General features: G+C 33.2%; 29 protein-coding genes. 20 read left to right on the forward strand and 9 right to left on the reverse strand.

The genetic code is table 11. The annotated features are described in order from the left end of the window. Positions 1–20 precede the first annotated feature (20 nt). From ACFO3N_RS08200 to ACFO3N_RS08285, 18 genes are all read left to right on the forward strand, one after another. Positions 21–587 carry a YceI family protein gene (locus ACFO3N_RS08200; protein WP_095929075.1) on the forward strand — a complete coding sequence of 189 codons (567 nt, stop codon included), beginning with the start codon at positions 21–23 and terminating at the stop codon, positions 585–587. 204 nt (positions 588–791) lie between these two features. Continuing rightward, on the forward strand, positions 792–2072 hold the full coding sequence (locus ACFO3N_RS08205) for a hypothetical protein (RefSeq protein ID WP_379796765.1): 1281 nt from the start codon (positions 792–794) through the stop codon (positions 2070–2072). Positions 2073–2371: 299 nt separating this feature from the next. Next, positions 2372–3772, forward strand: a complete 1401-nt coding sequence (locus tag ACFO3N_RS08210; protein WP_095929077.1) for an anthranilate synthase component I family protein — start codon at positions 2372–2374, stop codon at positions 3770–3772. Positions 3773–3878: 106 nt separating this feature from the next. Beyond that, positions 3879–4322 (forward strand): hypothetical protein, encoded by a 444-nt coding sequence (locus ACFO3N_RS08215; protein ID WP_379796767.1) that lies wholly within the window; start codon positions 3879–3881, stop codon positions 4320–4322. A gap of 88 nt (positions 4323–4410) precedes the next feature. Beyond that, on the forward strand, positions 4411–4977 hold the full coding sequence (locus ACFO3N_RS08220) for an anthranilate synthase component II (protein WP_379796769.1): 567 nt from the start codon (positions 4411–4413) through the stop codon (positions 4975–4977). Between the two features lie 128 nt (positions 4978–5105). Continuing rightward, entirely contained in the window at positions 5106–5513 is a 408-nt protein-coding gene (locus ACFO3N_RS08225) for a GNAT family N-acetyltransferase (RefSeq protein WP_379796772.1), read from the forward strand. Positions 5514–5583: 70 nt separating this feature from the next. After that, entirely contained in the window at positions 5584–6576 is a 993-nt protein-coding gene (gene trpD, locus ACFO3N_RS08230) for an anthranilate phosphoribosyltransferase (RefSeq protein ID WP_379796774.1), read from the forward strand. A gap of 73 nt (positions 6577–6649) precedes the next feature. Then, on the forward strand, positions 6650–7435 hold the full coding sequence (gene trpC / locus ACFO3N_RS08235) for an indole-3-glycerol phosphate synthase TrpC (protein WP_379796776.1): 786 nt from the start codon (positions 6650–6652) through the stop codon (positions 7433–7435). A gap of 97 nt (positions 7436–7532) precedes the next feature. Next, entirely contained in the window at positions 7533–8165 is a 633-nt protein-coding gene (locus tag ACFO3N_RS08240; protein WP_379796778.1) for a phosphoribosylanthranilate isomerase, read from the forward strand. 12 nt (positions 8166–8177) lie between these two features. Then, positions 8178–9359 (forward strand): tryptophan synthase subunit beta, encoded by a 1182-nt coding sequence (gene trpB, locus ACFO3N_RS08245; protein WP_132989783.1) that lies wholly within the window; start codon positions 8178–8180, stop codon positions 9357–9359. 80 nt (positions 9360–9439) lie between these two features. Beyond that, positions 9440–9760 (forward strand): gamma-glutamylcyclotransferase family protein, encoded by a 321-nt coding sequence (locus ACFO3N_RS08250; protein ID WP_379796780.1) that lies wholly within the window; start codon positions 9440–9442, stop codon positions 9758–9760. A gap of 6 nt (positions 9761–9766) precedes the next feature. Beyond that, entirely contained in the window at positions 9767–10504 is a 738-nt protein-coding gene (locus ACFO3N_RS08255) for a carbon-nitrogen hydrolase family protein (protein WP_379796782.1), read from the forward strand. Positions 10505–10720: 216 nt separating this feature from the next. Beyond that, positions 10721–11482 (forward strand): tryptophan synthase subunit alpha, encoded by a 762-nt coding sequence (trpA, locus tag ACFO3N_RS08260; protein ID WP_379796784.1) that lies wholly within the window; start codon positions 10721–10723, stop codon positions 11480–11482. An 11-nt stretch (positions 11483–11493) separates the two neighbouring features. After that, on the forward strand, positions 11494–11976 hold the full coding sequence (locus tag ACFO3N_RS08265; RefSeq protein WP_379796786.1) for a hypothetical protein: 483 nt from the start codon (positions 11494–11496) through the stop codon (positions 11974–11976). Positions 11977–12166: 190 nt separating this feature from the next. Continuing rightward, positions 12167–12796 (forward strand): TetR/AcrR family transcriptional regulator, encoded by a 630-nt coding sequence (locus ACFO3N_RS08270; protein ID WP_379796788.1) that lies wholly within the window; start codon positions 12167–12169, stop codon positions 12794–12796. Next, positions 12786–14105, forward strand: a complete 1320-nt coding sequence (locus tag ACFO3N_RS08275) for a TolC family protein (protein WP_379796790.1) — start codon at positions 12786–12788, stop codon at positions 14103–14105. The genes ACFO3N_RS08270 and ACFO3N_RS08275 overlap by 11 nt, the downstream gene beginning before the upstream one ends. A 12-nt stretch (positions 14106–14117) precedes the next feature. Then, the gene (locus tag ACFO3N_RS08280) at positions 14118–15197 is read left to right on the forward strand and encodes an HlyD family secretion protein (RefSeq protein ID WP_379796792.1); all 1080 of its coding nucleotides are present in this window, start codon (positions 14118–14120) and stop codon (positions 15195–15197) included. Between the two features lie 5 nt (positions 15198–15202). Beyond that, a complete protein-coding gene (locus ACFO3N_RS08285) occupies positions 15203–16789 on the forward strand; it encodes an MDR family MFS transporter (RefSeq protein WP_379796794.1) in 1587 nt (528 codons plus the stop codon). 220 nt (positions 16790–17009) lie between these two features. On the opposite strand, the gene yaaA is transcribed toward ACFO3N_RS08285, so the two are convergent. Then, positions 17010–17768: a peroxide stress protein YaaA gene (yaaA, locus tag ACFO3N_RS08290; RefSeq protein ID WP_379796796.1), complete on the reverse strand. Its 759-nt coding sequence runs from the start codon at positions 17766–17768 to the stop codon at positions 17010–17012. Positions 17769–18117: 349 nt separating this feature from the next. Between yaaA and ACFO3N_RS08295 the strand changes: the two genes are divergently transcribed. Together ACFO3N_RS08295 and ACFO3N_RS08300 are read left to right on the forward strand one after the other, a co-directional pair. Further along, a complete protein-coding gene (locus ACFO3N_RS08295) occupies positions 18118–19551 on the forward strand; it encodes a CCA tRNA nucleotidyltransferase (protein WP_379796798.1) in 1434 nt (477 codons plus the stop codon). 15 nt (positions 19552–19566) lie between these two features. Beyond that, positions 19567–20592 carry a COX15/CtaA family protein gene (locus ACFO3N_RS08300; RefSeq protein WP_095930986.1) on the forward strand — a complete coding sequence of 342 codons (1026 nt, stop codon included), beginning with the start codon at positions 19567–19569 and terminating at the stop codon, positions 20590–20592. 264 nt (positions 20593–20856) lie between these two features. Here ACFO3N_RS08300 and ACFO3N_RS08305 read toward each other — a convergent pair whose 3' ends face one another. The 8 genes from ACFO3N_RS08305 to ACFO3N_RS08340 are packed head-to-tail and all read right to left on the reverse strand — an operon-like array spanning position 20857 to position 25444. Further along, a complete protein-coding gene (locus ACFO3N_RS08305) occupies positions 20857–21621 on the reverse strand; it encodes a LytR/AlgR family response regulator transcription factor (protein WP_379796800.1) in 765 nt (254 codons plus the stop codon). Positions 21622–21661: 40 nt separating this feature from the next. Further along, positions 21662–22054: a 2TM domain-containing protein gene (locus ACFO3N_RS08310; RefSeq protein ID WP_379796802.1), complete on the reverse strand. Its 393-nt coding sequence runs from the start codon at positions 22052–22054 to the stop codon at positions 21662–21664. 13 nt (positions 22055–22067) lie between these two features. Continuing rightward, entirely contained in the window at positions 22068–22373 is a 306-nt protein-coding gene (locus ACFO3N_RS08315; RefSeq protein ID WP_379796804.1) for a 2TM domain-containing protein, read from the reverse strand. Between the two features lie 2 nt (positions 22374–22375). Continuing rightward, positions 22376–22705 carry a 2TM domain-containing protein gene (locus ACFO3N_RS08320; RefSeq protein WP_379796806.1) on the reverse strand — a complete coding sequence of 110 codons (330 nt, stop codon included), beginning with the start codon at positions 22703–22705 and terminating at the stop codon, positions 22376–22378. Then, positions 22686–23009 (reverse strand): 2TM domain-containing protein, encoded by a 324-nt coding sequence (locus ACFO3N_RS08325; RefSeq protein ID WP_379796808.1) that lies wholly within the window; start codon positions 23007–23009, stop codon positions 22686–22688. The genes ACFO3N_RS08320 and ACFO3N_RS08325 overlap by 20 nt, the downstream gene beginning before the upstream one ends. Beyond that, a complete protein-coding gene (locus ACFO3N_RS08330) occupies positions 23009–24346 on the reverse strand; it encodes a 2TM domain-containing protein (protein WP_379796810.1) in 1338 nt (445 codons plus the stop codon). Before ACFO3N_RS08330 ends, ACFO3N_RS08325 begins: the two co-directional genes overlap by 1 nt. Positions 24347–24367: 21 nt before the next feature. Beyond that, the gene (locus tag ACFO3N_RS08335) at positions 24368–24988 is read right to left on the reverse strand and encodes a hypothetical protein (RefSeq protein WP_095930994.1); all 621 of its coding nucleotides are present in this window, start codon (positions 24986–24988) and stop codon (positions 24368–24370) included. Positions 24989–25036: 48 nt separating this feature from the next. Then, complete coding sequence (locus ACFO3N_RS08340; protein WP_379796812.1) at positions 25037–25444, reverse strand: DUF2141 domain-containing protein; 408 nt, start codon at positions 25442–25444, stop codon at positions 25037–25039. Between the last annotated feature and the right edge of the window lie 63 nt (positions 25445–25507).

The following is a 25507-nucleotide window of genomic DNA, read 5'->3' on the forward strand; positions in this document are numbered from 1 at the left end:
AAATTTTAATTTTAAAAAACATGAAAAATTTAAAAACTATTGCAATAGCATTATTCGTAGCAGCTGCTAGTATCTCAGTAAATGCTCAAACTAAAAAAATCGACGTAAAAGCATCTACTATTAAATGGGTAGGTAAAAAAGTAACTGGAGAGCACTCTGGAACAGTAAACTTCAAAGAAGGTTCTGTAGTTTTCAAAGGAAAAAAATTAACTGGAGGAAGCTTTACAGTTGACATGACTTCATTAACTTCTACAGATTTAACTGGAGAATACCAAGGAAAATTAAACGGTCACTTAAAAGCTGACGATTTCTTCGGAACTGACAAATTCCCAACTTCAAAATTAGTTTTCAAAACTATCGGTGCAAAATCTGCTGACGTTTATACTGTAACTGCAGACTTAACTATCAAAGGAATTACTAAACCAGTAACTTTTGATATCACTGTAAAAGGAAACACTGCTACAACTGCTTTCAAAGTTGACAGAACTAAATACGATATTAAATACGGTTCAGGTAGCTTCTTCGACGGTTTAGGAGACAAAACTATCAATGACGAATTCGAATTGGCTGTAGCTTTAAAATTCTAATATTTCAAGCTTACTAATTCAGAAATACAATAAACCCCGACAGTTTTTTACTGTTGGGGTTTATTTTTTTAAACTTTTCATAATCTTAACGTTCTTAATAGTATAATAACTCTTTCGTAATAAGTATCAGGACTTTGATTAACATACGGCTTCTATTTTTGGGACAATTAAAAAAATCAAAAACTAGAAATTAAAATCATAGTTATGAAAACAAAATTACATTTTGCATCTATAATCTTCATTATCAGCTTTTTCGCACAAGCTCAACAACAACCAAAAGGAATCGTTGGAACTTCAAACTGGATGACTAACTGGACGAGCTTTAAACCAGCTGGTAATGACTATGGCGAAGCAACCAATATAATTGCGGGAACAATCGACAAAGACACCCGATTGGCAAAACGTAATATTTACCATCTAGTTGGTGTTGTATACGTTACAAATAATGCCACTTTAACAATCGAGCCTGGTACTGTAATACGAGGAGACGATAAAACCTGCGGAACTCTTGTAATTACAAATGGAGCTAAAATTATAGCTGAAGGATTAGAAACCGATCCGATTATTTTTACTTCTGAAAATGAAATAAACAATAGAAAACCAGGTGACTGGGGCGGAATTATTGTTTTAGGAAAAGCTCCAATAAACTCTCTTGGAGGTATACATACATTGCCTTTCGATTTAGATCCAACCTTAAATCACTACGGAGGCCAAGATCCAGAAGATAACTCGGGAATTATTAAATACGTGAGAATCGAATATGCTGGAAGAAAATTAAGCGCTTCTAAAGAATTAAATGGTCTTTCTCTTGCTGGCGTTGGAAGAAAAACAATTGTTAGTCATGTTCAAGTTAGCTTTTCGAATGATGATTCTTTCGAATGTTATGGTGGAGATTTGAATCTGAGCAATTTGATTTCATTTAGAACAACAGATGATGATTTTGATTTTACCCAAGGTGCTCAAATTAATATTAGTAATAGTATTGCTGTTCGCCATCCGTTTTCTTCAGATATTTCAGGTTCAAGATGTTTTGAGGTAGATTCATACGAAAAAGTTGCGGCTACAGACATTACTAAAAAAATGACTAAAATAAATGCCAACAATATTACATTGGTTAATTTAGAAGAAAACAATCAAGGCTTGGTTAGAGAATCTGCCTATATTAAAGAAAACACTTTTTTTAATTTAACAAATAGTGTAGTTTCTGGATTTGCTCCTTTTATTTTATTGGAAGGAAATATCGGAAATGGTGAAGCTAATCTATCAAAAATCACTTTTAAAAATGTTATTGCAAACAATTGTCAAGGAGAAATTGAAAGTGAATCTGGAAGCAATATTCCTGGCATAAAAAATTATTATGGTAACCCAGCTTACGGAATAGAGTATACAAAAATGAAACTTAGCGAGCTATTTGCTATTCCAAATATTAAAGGAAACCCAGATTTTAGACTAAATGTAAATAACACGGTAGCAAGTGGTAACTAAGGAGTTATAGAGATACTTTGAATTAAAATTTAACAAATTTTACAAATTCGAAAAGTTTTTTTTCAAATTTTATGTACTATAATTAAAATTACATTTATATCTTTGTGACATCAAAATAAAGAAATGAGAACAATTTTAAACAATACTTGGTGGTGGAGCAATTTACGTCAGACGTCGTGAACGAAGCTTCCTATGGTATTGTTAAAACTATAAAATATAAAGGGCTTGTCATCACGACAAGCCCTTTTTTTTGGATCAAATTGAAAATAAATTAACAGAACAACATAAAACTATATATTTTGAAACCTTTTATTCTTAATACGCATTACAAACAAATTCTGGCCGATACGGTAACGCCAGTAAGTATTTATTTCAAAATCAGAGATAAATTCCCAAATAGTTTACTACTAGAAAGTAGTGATTATCATGGAAATGACAACAGTTTTTCTTATATCTGCTGCAATCCAATTGCTACAATAAAAATCGAAAACGAAGTTATTTCTAAAACTTTTCCTGACGGAACTTCAGAAAAAATCAATATTGATGCTTCAACAAATATCCCTCAGGTAATTCAGGAATTTTCAAGTCAGTTTAAATCAGAAAAAAACGATTTTAAATTCATCAATAACGGTTTATTCGGATACATTTCTTATGATGCTGTACGTTATTTCGAAAAAGTATCTATTGCAAAAAAAGACAATGCGACTTCTATTCCAGATATTTTTTATGCCGTTTATCAGAACATTATTGCAATCAATCACTTTAAAAATGAAGCTTATATTTTCTGCCATAGTCTTGACGGAAAAAACAATATTTCAGAAATCGAGCAATTATTGCAATCTAGAAATATAGCTTCTTATAAATTTTCTAAAGAAGGTGAAGGTTTCTCTAACTTAACCGATGAGGAATTTAAAACCAATGTGGCTTTAGCCAAAAAACATTGCTATCGTGGAGATGTTTTCCAATTAGTTCTTTCTCGCCGATTTACTCAAGGCTTCAAAGGAGATGAATTTAATGTTTATAGAGCTTTAAGAAGCATCAACCCTTCTCCGTATTTATTTTTCTTTGATTATGGAGATTTCAAAATATTCGGTTCTTCGCCAGAAGCACAAATTATCGTAAAAGATAGAAAAGCCGAAATTCACCCAATTGCAGGAACTTTTAAAAGAACTGGAAATGACGAACGCGATGCTCTTTTAGCAAAAGAACTTTCAGAAGATAAAAAAGAAAATAGCGAGCATGTTATGCTTGTTGATTTGGCAAGAAACGATTTAAGCAGAAATGGTCACGATGTCAATGTAGAAAAATATAGAGAAGTACAGTTTTTCTCTCACGTAATACACTTAGTTTCAAAAGTTACGGGGCATTTGCACGACAAAGCAACTACAATGCAAGTTGTAGCAGACACTTTCCCAGCAGGAACTTTGAGCGGTGCGCCTAAACACAGAGCAATGCAGTTAATTGAAGATTGCGAAAAAACAAATCGTAATTTTTATGGAGGCGCAATTGGAGTTATGGATTTTGAAGGAAACTTTAATCACGCCATTATGATTCGAACTTTCCTTTCTAAAAATCATCAATTGCATTGTCAAGCTGGAGCCGGAATTGTAGCAAGTTCTGACGAAGAAAGCGAAATGCAGGAAGTTTATAATAAATTAAGAGCACTAAATACAGCACTAGAAATGGCAGAGAAAATTTAGTCATTAGTGTTCAGTTTTCAGAGTTTTAGTGTTCAGTCGCAGAAAACTTGAAACTTGAAACCTGAAACAATTAACCATAAAATATAAAACCACAAAATATAAAACCATGAAAAAAGCAGTATCAATTTTAGTTTTAATCATTACGATGACATCTTGTAATTCAGAAAAAAAGCACAATCCGATTGAAGGAACCTGGCGTCTTATATCAGCTGAAACAACTGAGAAAGATTCGACTTTTTCAACTTTCAATACTAAAACAAAAATGATTAAGATTATTAACGATACACATTTTGCTTTTTTTAATCATGATTTGAAAAATGGAAAAGATTCAACAGCAGCATTGTTCTTTGGAGGAGGCGGAAAATATACTTTAAAAGACAGTATATATACAGAAAACTTAGAGTTCTTTAACAACCGCGATTGGGAAAACAACAAATTTGAATTTGTTGTGAAAGTTCAAAACGACACTTTAATTCAAAAAGGTGTAGAAAAAATAGAAAAATTAGGAGTAAATCGTGTTATAATAGAAAAATACGTTCGAGAAAAATAAGAAAATTTTGTTTCAGGTTTTCTTCGTTTCAGGTTTCAAGTTGTTGGAACCTCAAACTTGAAACCTGAAACGTGAAACAAACAACACAATGAAAAAGATTTTAGTTATAGACAATTACGATAGTTTCACTTACAATTTAGTGCACTATTTAGAAGATTTAAACTGCGAAGTTACCGTTTACAGAAACGACGAATTTGATATTGATGAAATTGCATCTTTCGAGAAAATATTACTTTCTCCAGGACCTGGAATTCCGGATGAAGCTGGTTTGTTAAAAGCAGTAATCGAAAAATACAGCCCAACCAAAAGTATTCTTGGCGTTTGTTTAGGACAGCAGGCAATTGGAGAAGTTTTTGGAGGAACGCTTTCTAACCTTGATAAAGTGTACCACGGAGTTGCTACAAATGTAAAAACTTTAGTAGACGACGAAATTTTGTTTGAAGGTTTAGGAAAAGAATTTGAAGTGGGAAGATACCACTCATGGGTCGTAGACAGCAATTTGCCTGAAGATTTAGAAGCAACTTCGGTAGACGAAAACGGACAAATTATGTCTTTAAGACACAAAACTTATGACGTGAGAGGCGTTCAGTTTCACCCAGAAAGCGTTCTTACACCAAACGGAAAAAGGATTTTGGAGAATTGGATTAAGAGTTAGTGATCAGTGTTCAGTAATTAGTGATCAGTGTTCAGAGTTTTAGTGTTCAGTCGCAGAAAACTTGAAACCTTAAACTTGAAACAAAAAACATAATATCTCAGAACCTTAGCAACTTGAAACCTTAAAAAATGGAAATAACAATTTTAGAAACCCGAGATATCAATATTGAAGATGTTTTGGTTTTATATAAAGCAAATGAATGGAGTTCTGCTAGCAAACCAAACGAATTGTACAACGGATTATTAAATTCGGAAACATTAGTAACGGCTTGGGAAGGCAAAAAGCTTGTTGGACTTGGGAATGCGATTTCTGATGGATTCTTGACTGTTTATTACCCACATTTGCTAGTACTTCCCGAATATCAAGGGAAAGGGATTGGAAAATTGATTTTGGATAAAATGCAAGAGAAATACAGTCACTTTCATATGCAAATGCTAACGGCAGATGGGAAATCGGTTGATTTTTATAAAAAAAATGGTTTCGAAAGAGCTGGAAAAACAGAACCCATGTGGATTTATCAAGGAAACGAACATTAAAAGCATTCAATTTCAGTAACAGTAAAAAACTTAGTAGCTCAGAAGCTTAGCAACTTAGAATCTTAAAAAAATGAAAACTATATTAAACAAATTAATCAACCACGAAGTTCTTACTAAAGAAGAAGCAAAAAACGTATTGATTAATATTTCAAGCGGTCAATACAATCCAAGTCAGATTTCGGCTTTTTTGACTGTTTTTATGATGCGAAGCATTACAATTGATGAACTTTCTGGCTTTCGCGAAGCTTTATTAGATCTTTGCATTCGTGTTGATTTATCAGCTTACAATACCATTGATTTATGCGGAACGGGTGGTGACGGAAAAGACACTTTCAATATTTCGACTTTGGCTTCTTTTGTATCAGCAGGAGCTGGAATAAAAGTTGCAAAACACGGAAATTATGGAGTTTCTTCTATTTCTGGTTCAAGCAACGTAATGGAAAAAATGGGAATTAAATTTAGCAATGATCCTTCTTTTTTAGAAAAATGTATCGATCAAGCTGGAATTTGCGTTTTACACGCTCCTCTATTTCACCCAGCAATGAAGAATGTTGGACCAATTAGAAAAGAATTGGCAGTAAAAACATTCTTTAATATGTTGGGACCAATGGTAAATCCTGCATTTCCACAAAATCAATTGGTAGGGGTTTTCAACTTAGAATTGGCAAGAATGTATGCTTATTTATATCAAAATACCGATACCAATTTTACGATCTTACATTCGCTTGACGGATATGACGAAATTTCATTAACTGGTCCAACCAAAACAATTTCCAACCATATGGAGGGAATGTTGAATCCAGAAGATTTTGGTGTTCGTCTTCTCTCTCAAACCGAAATTGAAGGAGGAAAAACAATTGAAGAATCTGCAGAAATTTTTACGAATATCATTTCTGGAAAAGGAAATGAAGCACAGAATAATGTAGTTTGTGCCAATGCTGCAATGGCAATTTCTACCGTTACGAAATGCTCTCCAAAAGAAGGATTTGAACTGGCTAAAGAAAGTTTATTGTCTGGAAAAGGGTTAAAAGCATTAAAGAAATTACAAGAATTAAGCAGGTAAAAAATTGTTTCAAGTTTCAGGTTTCAAGTTATTGGAACGAACCTGAAACTTGAAACCTGAAACAAACAAAATAATGAATATTTTAGATAAAATAATACTTGACAAACAAAGAGAAGTTGTTCTGAAGAAATCGATTATTCCGGTTTCTCAATTGGAAGCTTCAGTGTTTTTTGGAAAAAAGATAATTTCTCTTAGTCAGAAATTAAAAGAAAGCAATTCTGGAATTATCGCAGAACACAAACGTCGTTCTCCTTCAAAATCAATCATCAATAATAATTTTACTGTTGAAGAAGTAGTTAAAGGTTACGAAAATGCTGGTGCATGCGGAATTTCAGTTTTAACCGACGGAAAATATTTTGGCGGATCTTTAGACGATTTACTTTTAGCGCGAGCTTCAGTAAATATTCCGCTTTTGCGAAAAGAATTTATTGTAGACGAATATCAGATTTTAGAAGCAAAAGCACACGGAGCCGATTTGATTTTGTTAATCGCGGCCGTTTTAACTCGCGAAGAAATTAAATCTTTGTCTGAATTTGCAAAAAGTTTAGGTTTAGAAGTTCTTTTAGAAGTTCATAATCAAGAAGAACTAGAAAAATCTATTATGCCGACTTTAGATATGATTGGCGTAAATAACAGAAACTTAAAAACGTTTGAAGTAAGTTTAGATTTCAGCAAAGAATTGGCATCGCAAATTCCGAATGATTTTGTAAAAGTATCCGAAAGCGGCATTTCATCAATTGAAGCCATTCAAGAACTTAAACCTTACGGTTACAAAGGTTTCTTAATTGGAGAAAACTTCATGAAAACCGACAACGCAGGTGCGGCTGCAACAGAATTTATTAACAAGCTAGGCCTATAAACGTTTGCCACAAAGTCACAAAGGCGCAAATTTAATTTGTGCTCATTTGTAAAAAAACTTAGTGTCTTAGCGCCTTCGTGGCAAAAAAAACAAAAAAATGAAACTCAAAATATGCGGCATGAAATATCCCGAAAACATTCTCGAAGTAGGTGCACTCCTACCCGATTATATGGGATTTATTTTCTGGGAAAAATCCGCTAGATATTGCAATGGGAATGTTCCCGAATTGATAAAAACAATCAAAAAAGTGGGCGTTTTTGTTAATCAAAGTCAGGAAGAAATTCTGGAAAAAGTCGAAAAATACAATTTACAAGCAGTTCAATTACATGGCGAAGAATCAGTTGAATTTTGTTCAGTTTTAAAAGAAAAACTTCCAAAAAAAATTGAAATCATAAAAGTATTTTCGGCCGATGAGAATTTCGATTTTGAAATCATAAAACTTTTTGAAAATGTCTGCGATTATTTTTTATTTGACACCAAAGGAAAATTACCAGGCGGAAATGGAACAACTTTCGACTGGAGCATATTAAAAAAATACAATTCGAAAAAGCCTTTCTTTTTAAGCGGCGGAATTGGAATGAATGAATTGAAAGCCATTGAAGAAATTTCAAAAACAAAATTACCTATCTATGCTGTTGATGTAAATAGTAAATTTGAAATCGAACCAGGTCTAAAAAATAAAAATCTATTAAGCAATTTCAAGCGAAAATTTGATGTTGCCAACTTTTAAAATTTAAATAAAATGAGTTTTAACGTTAACGAAAAAGGATATTACGGAGAATTTGGCGGTGCTTACATCCCGGAAATGCTGTATCCAAATGTAGAAGAACTACGTCAGAAATACTTAAGCATAATGGATGAACCTGATTTTAAAGCGGAGTTCAACCAATTGCTGAAAGATTACGTTGGACGCCCTAGTCCGTTGTATTTTGCAAAACGTCTATCTGAGAAATACAACACCAAAGTTTATCTAAAAAGAGAAGACCTAAACCATACTGGAGCACACAAGGTTAACAACACAATTGGACAAATTTTACTTGCAAAACGTTTAGGTAAAAAAAGAATTATTGCCGAAACTGGAGCTGGGCAACATGGCGTAGCAACAGCAACAGTTTGTGCTTTAATGGGAATTGAATGCATCGTTTACATGGGCGAAATTGACATCGCGCGTCAGGCACCAAACGTGGCGCGTATGAAAATGTTAGGCGCAGAAGTTCGTCCGGCGCTTTCAGGTTCAAGAACTTTAAAAGATGCTACAAACGAAGCCATTCGTGACTGGATTAACAATCCTGTAGATACACATTATATTATCGGATCTGCAATTGGGCCTCATCCTTATCCAGACATGGTAACACGTTTTCAAAGCATTATTTCTGAAGAAATCAAATGGCAGTTAAAAGAAAAAGAAGGTCGTGAAAACCCTGATTATGTAGTAGCTTGTATTGGTGGAGGAAGTAACGCTGCAGGAACATATTACCACTTTTTACACGAACCAGAAGTTGGAATTATTGCTGTAGAAGCTGCCGGAAAAGGTGTAGACAGTGGACACAGCGCTGCAACTAGTAAATTAGGAAAAGTTGGGGTTATTCATGGTTGTAAAACGCTTTTAATGCAAACTCCAGACGGACAAATTACAGAACCTTATTCTATTTCTGCAGGTCTAGATTATCCTGGAGTTGGGCCTTTGCACGCCCATTTAGCACAAACAGGAAGAGGAGAATTTTTCTCAGTTACTGATGATGATGCGATGAATGCCGGTCTTCAATTAACAAAATTAGAAGGTATTATTCCAGCAATTGAAAGTGCACACGCTTTTGCAGTTTTAGATCAGAAGAAATTCAAGCCTACAGATGTTGTTGTAATAAGTCTTTCTGGTCGTGGCGATAAAGATTTAGATAATTATATAGATTACTTTAAATTGTAATAAAAATTGTAATTTGGGCGTTCAAATCCCGAAAGTTATCGGGAGTCTGTACGCTAACAAATAAAGAGAAAATCATAATTATGGAACTATTATTCTCCTACGGAACATTAAGATCGAAACAAATTCAGATGCAGATTTTTAATAAAGTTTTAAGCGGCAGTCCAGATCAAATACTGGGCTTCAAACTTAAAAGTTTACAAATTGAAGAAGAATTTGGAATGGCAGATTATGTTGTGGCTGTACCAAGTGAAAGCTTGGACGACATTATACACGGTGTTGCTTTTGAAGTTTCTAATCAAGAATTGTTAAAAGTAGATCAATTCGAGTCTAATTCATACAAAAGAGTTCAGGTCAAACTTCAATCAGGAAGAGTAGCTTGGGTTTATACAGAAAATAAATAATATAAAATGATTTTAGCGGCTGCGCAGACCAAACCAAAACGTGGAGACATATCTTCTAATTTATTGAATCATTATAATCTTATTGAATTGGCTGCTCAAAATGGCGCTAATTTAATTGCGTTTCCTGAATTGTCTATTACAGGTTATGAAAGAGAAAATGCAGAAGCTTTAGTTTTTACAGAAGACGATTATAGAATTGATCATTTAAAAGAATTGTCGGTTAGGAATAACATTGTCATTATAGCTGGAGCGCCAATTAGAATAGATTCAAAGCTGTTTATTGGCGAGTTTATTATAGCTCCAGATGATTCTGTTTCTATTTATACAAAGCAGTTTTTACATGAAGGCGAAGATGATTTTTTCGATTCTTCATTTGATTACAACCCTATGTTAACTATTGAGGATCAAAATATTTCTTTTGCAATTTGCGCTGACATTGACAATCCGCTACATCCTGAAAACGCAGCTAAAAATGATACCGATATTTATATCGCAAGTATTTTCTTTTCGCCAAACGGAATTCCGAATGCGTACAGAGATTTGCAAAATTATGCTGAAAAACATAAAATGAATGTTTTGATGTCGAATTTCAGCGGAGAATCTTGGGGTTCACCTTCTGCGGGACAAAGTGCTTTTTGGAACAACAAAGGAGAATTAGTCGGCCAAATGAATGATTCGGATTCTGGATTATTATTGGTTGAAAAAAAAGGTAATGATTGGGAAAGCCAAATCGTAAAATTTTAAAATATATTGCCACAGGTTTAACAGATTATCAAAGATTTTCTCTCGCAGATCTAGCAGATTAATAGAGATTTTTATTAAAAGTATCTAAAAAAATCTGCGCAGATCAGCTTAAATCAATATAAATCTGCGTGAAATAAACTTTTAATCTTTGGCAAAAAAGAAAACATAAACATACCTACAAGGTTTTGAAAACCTTGCAGGAGAAAAAATATAAAAATGAACAGAATAACTCAAAAATTACAAGAAGATAAAAAGATCCTTTCGATCTATTTTTCTGCCGGATATCCGAATTTAAATGATACTGTGCAGATTATTCAGGATTTAGAAAAAAACGGAGTTGATTTAATTGAAATTGGACTTCCTTTTAGCGATCCTTTAGCAGACGGACCAACTATTCAAGCGAGTTCGACAAAGGCGCTTCATAACGGAATGACAACTCAAATTCTTTTTGATCAGCTGAAGAATATCCGCGAAAGCGTAAAAATTCCGTTGATTATCATGGGATATTTTAATCCGATGTTACAATATGGAGTTGAAGCTTTTTGCCAGAAATGTGCTGAAATCGGAATTGACGGTTTAATTATTCCGGATCTTCCAGTTGATGTTTATGCTGATGAATACAAAGCGATTTTTGAAAAATACGGATTGATTAATGTTTTCTTAATTACGCCTCAAACTTCAGACGAACGCATTCGCTTTATTGACAGCGTTTCAAACGGATTTATCTACATGGTAAGTTCTGCAAGCGTTACAGGTTCTCAATCTGGATTTGGAGATGTTCAGGAAAGTTATTTTGAAAGAATCTCTAATCTGAATTTGAAAAACCCACAAATTGTTGGTTTCGGAATTTCGAATAAAGAAACTTTCAACCAAGCGACTAAATATGCAAAAGGCGCTATTATTGGAAGTGCCTTTATCAAACATTTGAGTGAAAAAGGAAGCGGAAAAATTGAAGAATTTGTTGGAGAGATTCGATAAATACATCTTTCATGACTAAGAAAACTAAACAGCTGATAAACTCAATTACTGCGGGATTATTTTCTATATTATTTTTCTTTTTAGCTTATATAGGTTACGAAAAAAGAAATATTGACTTATCAAAGCAAGATAAGTTTGAAAGTATAATAATCGACAAAGGGATTAATATTCATTATGGAAGTAAAGGACAAAAATCAGATGTCTTTTTTATATCTTTAAAAAATCTAGATAAAGATTTAGGGGTTTACAGGATGTCACAGAACTATAATGATTTACTGCAAAAAGTAAATATTGGAGACAAGGTTAAAGTCTATTATCAAGCAAATTCTAATAAAGATGAAAATATAAATATTAATCTAATTCAACTTGAGAAAGATGGAAAGATTATAATTAATAAAAATGAATACGAACAGAAAGAAGGCAGTCTTTTATATATTGGATTAATTGCTGGATTTTTTATTCTTTATCTCTCATATCGAAATTACAAAAGATAATTTGAGAGCATAAAAACTAGATAAAAGCTGAAATACTAAGGTGTTTCAGCTTTTTTATTTTAAACTAATTAAGGCACGATTTAACATAAATTATCGAAAACGCTTTATGTTAATATTGTGTTAAAATAAAATTAAACAAGCGTTTAAATTAAACAAGTGTTTAATTTTGCATCCGATTAGAAACAATACCATGTCACACATCGAATTGAACGATAAAAAAATTCAGATTCTCAATGTTGCGGAAAAGCTATTTTCTGAGAAAGGATTTGAAGGTACATCGATACGGGATATCTCCAAAGAGGCCAAAATTAACATTGCAATGGTCTCTTATTATTTTGGTTCGAAAGAAAGGCTACTGGAAGCTCTTATATTTCACAAGACCGTTGATTTAAAACTACAACTCGAAAATTTATTACAAGAAGACATAGAACCTCTTGAAAAAGTCAATAAATTAATCGAAATTTACATCAACAGAATTTGCCTTAACAAAGGGATTTACAGGGTTTTACATTTTGAACTTTATAACAAAAAGAGAGAAAAAAGCCTTCAAGCTTTTACTGAACTCAAAAAAGGAAATTTAAAATCGGTTGAAAGCATTATTAAGCAAGGCCAGGCTCTTGGGGTTTTTAGAAAAGATGTAAATATCCAGCTCATTACACCAACAATTATCGGAACCTTTTTTCACTTTCACATGAATCGCTCTTTCTTCGAAGAAATATTTGATTTAAAAACCGAAGAAATGTTTAACAATTACATTAAAAACGATCTTACAAAGCACATTCAACAAACTATAAAAGCGCTACTTGTTTATGAAAATTAGTCAATTAATGCTCTTTGGAGTTTTCTTTATTGGAATCTCTTCAATAGAAGCACAAGAAAAAACAAGTTTAACCTTGGGCGAGGCCGTACAAATGGCTTGGGAAAAGAGTAACGAAGTTACACTTGCCAATACTAAGGTAAACACAAAAAAATACGAGTTAAAATCCGTAAAAAACAATCAATACCCAGATCTTAAAATTTCTGGTCAATATCAGCGTCTTACAAAAGCATCGATTGATCTTCCCAATCAAGGCGAAAGTGCTGAATTAGGATCGCCAGACAGAGCAATGCTTGGAATGGCAAATTTAAGTCTTCCTATTTTTGCTGGATTTAAAATTCAAAACAGCATTGATGCATACGACAACTTATATGAAGCAGAAAGCGCAAATGCAGCTAAAACAAAAGAAGATGTCGCTTTAAAAGCAATCACTTATTACACAGCATTATACAAAGCGCAAAAAACTTTAGATGTTTTAAACGAAAACCAAAAAAGTGCAAAACAGCGTGTTACTGATTTTACAGAATTAGAAAAAAACGGAATCATTCCTAGAAATGATTTATTGAAAGCGCAATTATTAGTTTCAAAAACGCAATTGTCAATTGATGAAGCTAACAATAACATCAATAATATCAACTTTTATCTAACTACTTTATTGAAATTAGATCCTTCAGTAAAAATTGAGGTAAACGAGGAGGATTTCTTTAGTCTAAAAACAAGCAATTCTATAGCATCTGATGCTGTAGCACTTGAAAGCAGAAAAGATTTACAAGCAATACGATTACAAGGTAAAGCTTCAGAGGCTAATGTTAAAATTGCAAAAGCTGGTTACTATCCTTCAATTTCACTTTTAGGTGGCTATACAGCGCTTGACCTTAAAGATATTATAACTGTAAAATATGCGATGAACTTTGGAATCGGATTATCTTATGATTTATCAGGAATTCTAAAAAATAATGTTCACGTAAAAGAAGCAGAAAGCAGAGCTTTGGAGGTAAAAAACACTGAAGCAATTATGACAGACCGCATTAAAGTAGAGGTTCAAAAATCTATTGAAGATTATGACCTAGCAATTAATCAAAGTGTGGTGTATGAAGAAGCATTACAGCAAGCAGCAGAAAACTACAGATTAGTAAAAGATAAATTTGACAATGGTTTATCTGACACTAATGATTTAGTAGAAGCAGATGTAGAGCATTTAAATGCCAAAATTCAAACTGCTTTATCTAAAGCAACCATTATTCAAAAATATTACGAATTACTTTCAGTATCAGGACAATTATCACAATCATTCAATCTTTCTAAAATATAATCGATAGCTCTCATGGAAAAGAAAAAAACAAATAAAAAATTCATCATCATACTTGCAGTTCTGATTTTAGGAGGCGGAACTTACGGAATATCTAAATACCTACACGGTCAAGCTCACGAAGAAACGGATGATGCTCAAATCGAGAAAAAAATGAACCCGATTATCCCGAGAGTTTCAGGATATATCAGCAAAGTTTATGTGAAAGATAATGATTATGTAAAAAAAGGAGATACTTTATTTACTATTGACAAGAGAGATTATCAATTAAAGATTGATGAAGCTAATGCTGCTTTATTAGGTGCTGAAGGTCAATACGAAGCTGCAAAAGCTGATATTGGAAGTGCTTATGCAAGTATTTCTGTTTCAGATGCTCAAATGAGATCTGCAAGCGGTTCTATCGAAAGTGCAAGAATTAGATTGAGACAGCTTACAAACGATTATAACCGTTACAACAACTTGTACAAAACTCATACGATTACAAAACAACAATATGAGCAGGCTTTAACAGCAAAAGAAGAAGCTGAAAACCAAGTACGTGTTTTAGAGCAACAACAAAAAGCGACTTCTTTCCAAAAATCTGTTATTCAGTCAAAATCTAAAGTTTCAGACAAACAAACAGAAGTTGCTGCAGCAAACATCAAAAAAGCAAAAACAATGTTAGATGTTGCGCATTTAAACTTAAGCTATACAGTAGTTACAGCTGCTATTGACGGTCAGGTTTCTAAAGTTGATATTCAGCCGGGACAATTAGTACAGCCGGGACAATCTTTATTCTACATCATTAACAACAACGAAGCTTGGGTTGTAGCAAACTTTAAAGAAACACAATTAAATAAAATGGTTGTGGGACAAAAAGTAAGTTTAAAAGTAGATGCGTATCCAAACTATGAGTTTAAAGGTACTGTAACTTCTTTCTCACCTGCTACAGGATCTCGTTTTTCATTGTTACCTCCTGACAACGCAACAGGAAACTTCGTAAAAACAATTCAGAGATTACCAGTAAAAATTAGTATAGATGAATCAAACGATCCTGAGAAAGTAAAACTTTTAAGACCAGGAATGAATGTTGATGTAGATGTACATTTGAAATAAAATAAATGGCAACAGCAGTACAAGATGACGATTTAGTAGAATACGGTTTCAGACGTGTTGTCATTACGATTACAGCAGTACTTTGTGCACTGTTGGAAATTGTAGATACTACGATTGTAAACGTAGCGCTAACTGACATGCGCGGAAGTCTTGGTGCTACCTTGACCGATGTGGCATGGGTAATTACAGCATACGCTATTGCGAATGTTATTGTAATTCCGATGACGAGCTGGCTATCGCAGCAATTTGGAAGACGTAACTATTTTGTGGCTTCCATTATAATATTTACAGTCTGTTCTTTTTTGTGTGGTAATGCCACAAATATTTGGGAGCTTGTAGCTTTCCGTTTCGTACAAGGTATGGGTGGAGGAGCTTTACTAGTAACAGCCCAAACCATTATTACAGAAAGTTACCCAGTAGCAAAACGTGGAATGGCACAGGCTATTTACGGTATGGGTGTAATTGTTGGTCCAACTCTAGGTCCGCCTTTGGGAGGATATTTAGTAGATAATTATTCTTGGCCTTATATTTTCTATATCAATATTCCGTTGGGAATTATTGCAACTATTTTGGCTTTAACATTTGTCAGAAGTCCGAAATATGGGGAAAAACTAAAAGCCAATCAGGTTGACTGGTGGGGAATCATTCTGTTGAGTGCCTTTATTGGTTCTTTACAATTCGTATTAGAGCACGGACAGCAAGACGACTGGTTTAATGATTCACTTATTGTAACCTTAAGTGTTGTGACAGTTTTAGGATTGGTTCTTTTTATTTGGAGAGAGCTTACCTACAAACATCCGATCGTAAACTTAAGCGTTTTAAAAGATGGTAACCTTAGAATTGGAACTATAATGTGTTTTATTCTTGGTTTTGGTCTTTATGGTTCAACATTAATCATTCCGATTTATACACAGTCTATTTTAGGATGGACAGCAACTGATGCAGGTTTATTACTGATTCCAGGTTCTATCACAACGGCAATTATGATGCCTTTTGTAGGTAACATGATTCAGAAAGGTGTACCGCAAGGTTATATGGTTGGAGTAGGATTTTTAGTTTTCTTCTTCTTTACTTTTATGATGTATAGCCGAATGACACCAGATACAGGAGTTGAACATATGTATTGGCCTTTAATTTTAAGAGGAATTGGTTTAGGACTACTTTTCGTACCTATTACAACACTTTCTCTTTCTACTTTGAAAGGAAAACAAATTGGTGAAGGAGCAGCATTTACAGGAATGATGCGTCAGTTAGGCGGGTCTTTTGGTATCGCGATCATTACTACTTTCATCACACGTTTCAGCCAGTCGCACCGAGTAGATTTAATTAATAACCTAGATCCTGCCAAGTTTGAAGTACAGCAGCGAATTGCAGGAATGCAGCACGCGTTCATGGCAAAAGGATATAGCGCAGATGTTGCTTTGAAAAAAGCGTATCAGGCTATTGAATATTCTGTCATGAAGCAAAGTACTGTAATGGCATACATGGATATTTTCATGTATCTCGGAATCATGTTTTTATGTTGCATACCGATTATTCTCTTTATTAAAAAAGGGAAGAACAAAATTAGTGCAGCCGACGCAATGCATTAATGATAATAATAATTTTATAATACGCATAAACGCCGAATTCTTAATTGAATTCGGCGTTGTTTTTTATTTTTATTTTAACCGCAAAGGACGCAAAGATTATATTTTTAAGAGGCCAAAAAACGCAAAGTTCGCAAAGCTTTATTATAAAAAACTTTGCGAACTTTGTGCGGTTAAAAAAACTTAGAACCTCAGCCTCTCAGAACCTTAGTATCTTTAAAAATCATCTTGTAAAAACTAAATGATTCCCTTTAGAAAGATTCGCATCAAACTGATATCCATCGTAATTAAAACCTTTTAAATCATCAATAGTTTCAGCATTAGTATCGATAATATAACGAACCATCATACCTCTCGCCTTTTTCGCAAAGAAACTGATCATCTTTAGTTTTCCGTCTTTATAATCTTTAAAATCTGGAGTAATTACTGGCACTTTTAAAGCTTTTACATCAACAGCCGAAAAATATTCATTGCTCGCTAAATTGACGAATAATTCATCTTTTTTCAATTCTTTGTTCAGCGCTTTAGTTACTGTTGGTTTCCAGAATTCGTGAAGGTTTTTAGATTCACCAACCGGCATTTTGGTTCCCATTTCTAAACGGTACGCCTGCATTAAATCAAGCGGTTTCAAAAGACCGTAAAGACCTGATAGAATTCGAAGTTTATCTTGTAAAACATCTAATTTTTCTAACGGAATTGTATATGCATCCAATCCTGTATAAACGTCACCATCAAATGTATAAACCGCAGGACGAGCATTTTCTGGTGTGAAAGGCGTTTTCCAGTCCTGATTTCTCTTCCAGTTTAAATCGGCTAGTTTGTCTGAGATCGACATTAATTCTGACAATTCCGAAGGCTTTTTTTCTTTTACTACTTTATGAACCACTCGCGCTTCTTTTAAAAACGAAGGTTCTGTATATTGAGATGTTGGTAATTCTTTTTCGAAATTCAGTGATTTCGCTGGAGATATAACAATTTTCATGTGTGCATTTTTCTGTGATTCAAAAATACAAATTGCATTTCTAAAAATTATCGTTTACAATTGATTTGTTCTATTGTTGTATTTTTTTTAGCCACAGATTAAAAAGATTCACACAGATTTTTTTAATCCTTTTAATCCTGTAATCTGTGGCAGAAAAAAACAATTCGTGGAAATGAGTGCAATTCGTGGCAAACCTTTCCCAATTCATAAAAATCGACGCTACAAAATGTGAAATTGTTCAAAAAAGTGAGCTCTAGATTATAATAGGCATTTTCTATGTTGTAAATTTGCATGCATTTTATTTCTACTGGAATTAAATAATGCTTTTACTCAAAAAATCAGTGAATTCGTGGCGATACAAACAAATTATAAAACTACTTTACAAAACAAAATCTTCGATGTTATTTCGAAAGCTTCTCAGGAATTAAAAATCGACTCTTATGTGATAGGAGGATTTGTTCGTGATTTGCTTTTAAATCGAGGTTCTAAAAAAGATATTGATGTAGTTGCTGTTGGAAGCGGCATCGAATTAGCGCTTAAAGTTTCCGATTTACTTCCGAATAAACCAAAAGTTCAGGTTTTTAAAACTTACGGAACTGCCATGCTTCGTTTTGAAGATACGGATATTGAATTTGTTGGCGCCCGAAAAGAATCATATAATCGTGATAGCCGAAATCCGATTGTGGAAAACGGAACTTTGCAGGATGATCAAAACCGTCGAGATTTTACAATCAATGCTTTTGCTTTATCTTTAAATAAAAACAATTTTGGAGATCTTTTAGACCCTTTTGATGGTTTAACCGATTTAGAAAATAAAACCATAAAAACGCCTTTGGATCCAGATATTACTTATTCTGATGATCCTTTGCGAATGCTTCGTGCGATTCGTTTTGCAACGCAATTGAATTTCGAAATCGAAGAAAATTCTTTGAATGCAATTACAAAAAATGCAGATCGGATTAAAATTATTTCTGGCGAAAGAATCGTTGATGAGTTAAACAAAATTCTTATGACGGATAAACCTTCAACAGGGTTTTTACTGTTATACAAAACAGGACTTCTAGATTTAATTTTACCTGAATTAACTGCTTTAAATCAGGTTGAAGAAATTGAAGGTCATACGCATAAAAACAATTTTTACCATACGCTGGAAGTTGTCGACAATATTTGTCCAAACACAGATGATGTTTGGTTACGCTGGTCGGCATTATTACACGATATTGGAAAAGCGCCCACTAAACGTTTCACTAAAAAACAAGGTTGGACTTTTCACGGACACGAATTCTTGGGTGGAAAAATGGCTAAAAAAATCTTCGAACGTTTGCACATGCCATTGAACCATAAAATGAAATTTGTACAGAAAATGGTTATTATGAGTTCACGTCCGATTGTTTTGGCTCAGGATATTGTGACTGACAGTGCGGTTCGCCGTTTGGTTTTTGATGCTGGCGAAGATGTTGAAAACTTAATGACTTTATGTGAGGCAGATATCACAACCAAAAATCCATCAAAATTTAAGAAATATCATAAAAATTTCGAACTCGTACGCAAGAAGATCGTTGAAGTAGAAGAACGAGATCATGTACGTAATTTTCAGCCGCCAATTACTGGAGAAGAAATTATGGAAATATTCGATTTAAAACCTTCACGAGAAATAGGAGTTTTAAAAGAAGCGGTGAAAGAGGCTATTTTAGAAGGTATTATTCCAAATGAATATCAGGCGGCTTATGATTTTGTAATTAAAAGAGCGGAGAAATTGGGCTTAAAAAAAGTTGAGAAATAAGTATTATTTAATAAAATGAAAAAAGAGAATAAATCAGTAATCATTTGGTTACTATCAGGCTGTGTTTTATTATTTTTAATGGTTGTCGTGGGAGGAATTACACGTTTAACCAATTCAGGTTTATCCATGACCGACTGGCATTTGGTAACCGATACCTTTCCGCCTTTAACAGACGCCAAATGGCAGGCAGCATTTGACGAGTACAAAAAATTTCCAGAGTATCAAAAAATCAATATTCACAACGATTTCCAATTAGCTGATTATAAATTTATTTATTTCTGGGAATGGTTTCACCGTTTTATAGGTCGTATTATTGGTTTGGTGTTCTTTGTTCCGTTTGTTTATTTTTTAGCCAAAAAGAAATTAGATACAGACACGATTAAAAAATGTATCGTTCTTTTGGCAATGGGGGCTTTCCAAGGATTTTTAGGCTGGTTTATGGTAAGAAGCGGATTAATTGACAATCCAGATGTAAGCCACTTCAGACTTTCATTACACTTAACTTTTGCATTCATTACTTTCGCATACACACTTTGGGTTGCGCTTGATTTGATTTATCCGGAAAGAAATATCAACAAAATTCTACCGCTTAGAAATATTGCTCGTTATGCATTGGTTGCTCTTCTAATTCAAATCATTTACGGCGGATTTGTAGCAGGTTTAAATGCAGGATTAATTCACAATCACTGGCCTTTAATGAGCGATGGAGAGTTTATTCACGAATCGGTTTTTATTGAGCAATCTTCTTTAGTAAAAAACTTAATTGAAGGAAAAAGTGGTGTTCAGTTTGTACACAGAACTTTTGCTTATGTAGTAGTCGCGATTATTCTTTTCCTTTTCTTCAAAAGCAAAAAATATACGCTTACACATACACAAGCAAACGGAATCAAAACTTTAGTCGTTTTTGTTTTCATTCAGTTTTTATTGGGCGTTTTCACTTTATTATATAGCGTGCCATTGGCTTTAGGATTAATTCACCAGATTATGGCATTTTTCCTTTTGAGTGCAATGACGTATACATTGCATAGATTGAGCAAATAAAATAGAATATATTAAAACATAAAAAAGCTGTCTCAAAAGGACAGCTTTTTTATGAGCTTCGGAGAAGCGAAATATTTATAGCAAAAGATAAAAGTTTACAGTATAAAGCTCCAGCGGAGCGACACATTTATTTTTTTTCAGTTTTAATATATGCCGCTCCTCCGGAGCTTATTTTAATTGTTTATTGTAATTCTATAAATATTTCACCCCTCTGGGGTTTTATTGAATTAAAATCTGTTGAATCTTTAATTTTAGTAAACGCTTCTATCCCAACCAAGTCTTAAAATCTTGTACTTTTTCTCGGCTTACAATGACCTCATCTTCCTTATAAGTTGGAAGAATCACTTTAAGTCGAGAATTAGTATAAACCTGAATTTCTTTAATTGCTTTTAACGGAACAATAAATTTTCTGCTTACGCGAAAGAAATCCTTCTTATCGAGTTCTTGTTCTAAAATCTCCAAAGTCGAATCGATCAAATAATCGCGATTGTCATAGGTATGAATGTAAGTTCCTTTGTTTTCACTAAAAAAACATTCGATTTCTTCTGTAGTAATGACTTTTAAATGCTGGCCAATTTTAACCGTAAACCTCTTTTTGTATGTCTTTTCAAAAGGATTAGATAACATCTGTCGAATCTGCTCAAAGTCCAATTGCAAATTTGAAGTTTCTGCTGTTTTTGGAAGGCGAGATTTATATTTTGAAACCGCTGTTTCTAGATCGTCTTCATCAATAGGTTTGAGAAGATAATCTATGCTATTTAATTTAAAAGCTTTTAAAGCGTACTCATCATACGCAGTTGTAAAAATGATAGCGCTTTTGATATCTATTTTTTCAAAAATCTCAAATGATAAACCATCAGACAGCTGGATATCCAAAAAAATCAAATCTGGATGCGGATTATTTTCAAACCAATGAACCGATTCTTCAACAGAGTGAAGCATTGTTTCTACGGTTACATCTAACTTTTCAAGTTTTCTTTGCAACAATCTCGCAGCTGGTTTTTCGTCTTCTATAATTAATGTGATCATTTACTATAATGTGAAATTTGAAAAAATTATGAAGTCAAAGTTACTCCCATTTATTTTTATTTGCGGTATCTTTTTCCATGTATTTTTGGATTTTTCTTTTCTCCCAATCTGATCCAAAAAACCAATCAGTACCAAATACAGATAATCCGTGAGCTAGTAAACCAATTCCCCAGAAAAGTGCAGTAGAGTACGTGTGCCATTCCGTCAAACCGCTAAAGTCCAATCCTTCATTAGAATTATCTCGGGTTAAACTGGATACAATGATGATAATATTTACAATAATGTAAACTTTAAGGTGTGAGTAAAATCCTTTCAGTTTTTTTACTCTTCTATAAGCGGCATTATAATTTTCATCCTGACTATACTCTTTCCCATAATGCTTTTCATATTCTCTTCCTAATTCATCATAGAATTGTCTTCTTAAACGTCCCATAACTATATTTTAATTATTTCCACTTGTTTTTATTCTGTTTTTCCTTCTCCATAAACTCTCTGATTTTTCTTTCTTCCCATTCTTTACCCATTCCTGGAAAAACCTCAAATACTTTTAATCCGTGAAAAACTACTCCAACTCCCCACCATAATAATGGCCAAAAAAACCATAGATATTGAGGTGATGTATAAAGATTTATAAAAATCAAAATTGCATTTACCAAGATATAAGCAACTAGATTTCCGTAAAATCCTTTTAAGTTTTCAACTTTTTTTCTTGCCTGAATATATCTTTCTTCCTCGCTTAAATTCGTTTCCATGATTATTCCCATTTTTGTTTTTTATATTTTTTTTCTAAAATGCTTCTCAATTTTCGTTCTTCCCATTCGTGCCCGAAAATTTTATACGATGCAAACAAATCAATTGCAGAACCCACTATAACAGCCGACCAAATAATTACAACTACCCAATTGAGATATTTTATCGGAAAAAATTGCAATGGCAGATTGGTATATTCTTTTAAAAGAAAAAGGATCATTGCAATGGCATAAACAAATAAGTGTTTGTAAAAATATTTTAACTGAATCACTTTTTTTGTTGCCAAATCTTTCAAGATAACTTCTTCTTGATCGTTACTCAAATTTGTTTCCATGACTATTTTCTAATCGTTGTTTATTTTCTTTTTCTAGAATTTCCTGAATCTTTTTCTGTTCCCATTTCTTATTAAAGAAAGGCGGAAGACTAAAAACTTTCAGCCCGTGCAAGATTATGGCTATTCCCCAGCCCATTACAGACCAAATCCACCAAAGGTATTCTGGAGAAGTCATATAATTTACAACAACCACAATTGGATTACATAAAGCGTATACAGTCAAATGCTCGTAAAATACTCTTATCTCTTTTACTTTTTTCTGAGCATCATAATAACGAACTGTTTCTGTGAAATTATTTTCCATTACTTCCACGTTTTTTGTTTGTTATCTTTCTCTAAAATCTCGCGAATTTTTCTTTCTTCCCAATCTGAGCTGTATCCAAAAACTTTAAAAGCATGCATTGCAACTCCAAATCCCCAGCCTAAAGCTGAAAACCAAAACCACTGAAATCCTGGTGAAAATTTTAGATTAATAAAAACCAAGAACGGAATCACACAGCAATATGAAATTATGTTTCCGTAAAATCCTTTCAATTCTTCTACTCGTTTTTTGGCTCTATAGTAAGCTTTTGCTTCGTCTGTATATTCTGCACTCATTTCCATAACCGCAATTTGTTTGGTTAAAATTGGAATTCTAACAGTGAAATTCTTCTCATCCTGATCAACTTTCACTTTTCTATCTGTTATAATTCCGTATCTGTTTACAATATTTTGCAATCCGACACCTTGCCTGTCCTGCAAAACTTCTTTTTTCTGAAGATCATTCTGAATCGCCAGATAATCTTTATCAATAAAAATTCTAATATGAAGCGGTTTCTGTTCACTTACAACATTGTGTTTTACAGTATTCTCCAGCAAGAGCTGTAAAGAAAGTGGCACCACCTTGGCTTCTGGATTGATGTTTTCTGTTGGCAATTCGTAAAACAAACTATTCTCGAAACGCATTTTCAGTAAATTCATATAGGTTTTTGCAAATGACAATTCGTCTTCAACCGAAACCAACTCTTTGTCCTTTTGTTCCAAAACATATCTATAAATTTTAGAAAGAGAAGTTGTAAAACGCTGCGCATTATCTGGGTTTTCTTCTATTAAAGAACTCAGAACATTTAAGCTGTTAAAAAGAAAATGCGGATCGATCTGATTTTTTAAGCTTTCGAATTTGGCATTTGCCGTTCCTGCAATAATTTTCTGCTGCGTTACTTTATTTTCCTGATAGAGTTTATAAAAATTAAGTCCATGAAAAAACAAAAGCACAATAAAAGTCATTACCGCAGATTCGATATAATTTTCTGCTTTTTCATTGGCAAGAAAACCTATAATTGTTTTATTCTCGATTATTACACTTGTAAACAAACGCAATACTCCAATTACAATCATCGATATTAAAAACGAACTTGCAAAACCAATTAAAATTCTCTTTAGCGAATATGGATTTTCTCGAAAAACCCTATCTAAAAACTCAAAAAGAACAACGTTTACGATATACAAAACCACACTGTAAAGCATGCAGTACAAGAAATAAATGTAAAGATTCTTGGTAAAAACTGCTGTTCCTAAAGAGACGAACCGAATTAGAAAAGAAAATAAAAATACTATTCCTCCAACTAAGCATGCTTTTAACAAATTAGGTTTTAATATCATAATGTTTTATAAACTATTGAATTATTTACAAGTTTTTTGAATTTCTAAAGCTCTATCCAATCCCCATTTTGGAGCATAAGGTGTAGCTGGTTTAAAAGTATTAAAAAGTTCAATAGATTTATCAACTTGCGCGCATAAAGGTTTTGTATCTACTCCTGTCCATTTTGCACCTCCTAATTGGTAATCTGCTTCACCAAAAACCGCTCTCGGATTGTTTGGATCTAACGCTTTTGCTTTTGCATAAGCTTCCATCACTTTACCAGAATATTTCATCCCGTTTGTCATTGGATCGGCTACAACGTATCCTGTATAAATTAACGCTTGCATTACATACAATTCTGAATTGGCTTGATCCTTTATCAATTCGATATCTAATGCATCTTGCGCTTTTGTCAATAATAAATCGATTTTAGTTTTGTCTTTTTCTGTAAATACAGCTGTCGCATTGATCAAAGCTACATAGTAATTGGGCAGATAACTGTTTTTTTCAGCCGCCGCAATTCTTTCGAATAAAGCAGAAGCTTCTGTATTTTTTCCTTCTTTCCAAAGTCCGAATGCTTTATTCATTCCTTGTTCAAATTGTGTCTGGGCTGAACTTATTACTACTACAAATAGTGCGATTAAAGTGATGATTTTTTTCATTTTATAAATTATTAATGGTTTTGTTTATATAGATTAGTTATTTGTTTTTTAGAATACAATTTCAATTTTTGAATCTTTACTGACATTAAATTTAGCATCTTGATACGAAGGAGGTCCCATAAATCCTTTTGCATTGTTTGAAGCTGCATATTCTTCCGATGGAGCTCCCATGGCATTTCTGTCAAGCTTTCCGTTGCTATTTTCATCATGATACGTTGAGATTGCATATTCTCCCGCAGGAAGATTATCAAAAGTTACAACTGCTTTATTGTTTTTAATTTCGGACGCCAAACTTTTGTAAGTTGCTTTAAGAAATGTTCCGTCTGAATTATATAATCCTACTTTAACAACTCCTGTATCATTTTTTAAACCTGAAACAGCAACAGTTAATTTTACATTTTGTGCAGACATTAAGCTGCAGATAAATAAGATGGTTATTGTGATAATTTTGGTCATGGTTTTTTTTTTTAAGTTACTAAGGTTCTAAGATTCTGAGATTCTAAGTTTTTTTTCTGAGGT

The organism is Flavobacterium chungangensis (assembly GCF_042654045.1).
Lineage (GTDB): Bacteria > Bacteroidota > Bacteroidia > Flavobacteriales > Flavobacteriaceae > Flavobacterium > Flavobacterium chungangensis.